This window comes from Limosilactobacillus albertensis (assembly GCF_014145555.1).
Taxonomy (GTDB): Bacteria; Bacillota; Bacilli; order Lactobacillales; family Lactobacillaceae; genus Limosilactobacillus; species Limosilactobacillus albertensis.
The window spans coordinates 1-229 of the sequence record NZ_JACIVD010000008.1 but is presented as its reverse complement, the minus strand read 5'-3'; the positions used below and the strand labels follow the sequence as shown (position 1 = coordinate 229).

General features: G+C 40.2%; 1 pseudogene. It reads right to left on the bottom strand.

Features of this window, described 5'->3' with window-relative positions:
* Positions 1-229, bottom strand: a pseudogene (locus tag H5S41_RS00095) (ISL3 family transposase); the annotation flags it as partial.

Below are 229 nucleotides of genomic sequence, written 5' to 3'. Positions count from 1 at the left end.
CGTTCTTTAATTGTACGGCGAACACTGCTTGGTGAGCAGTGACAGACGCGGGCAATTAGTTTACCGTTTAAGCCTTCTTTGGCAAATTCCATGATTTGGTTTTTTAATTGGCCGGATAAGGTTTGATTATTAGCAGTTAAATTGGTTGTAGCGCCAAAAGTAGTCTGACATTGGCGACAATAGTAACGCTGTTTCCACAATTCAAGTTCATAGCGAATACCATTTAAAC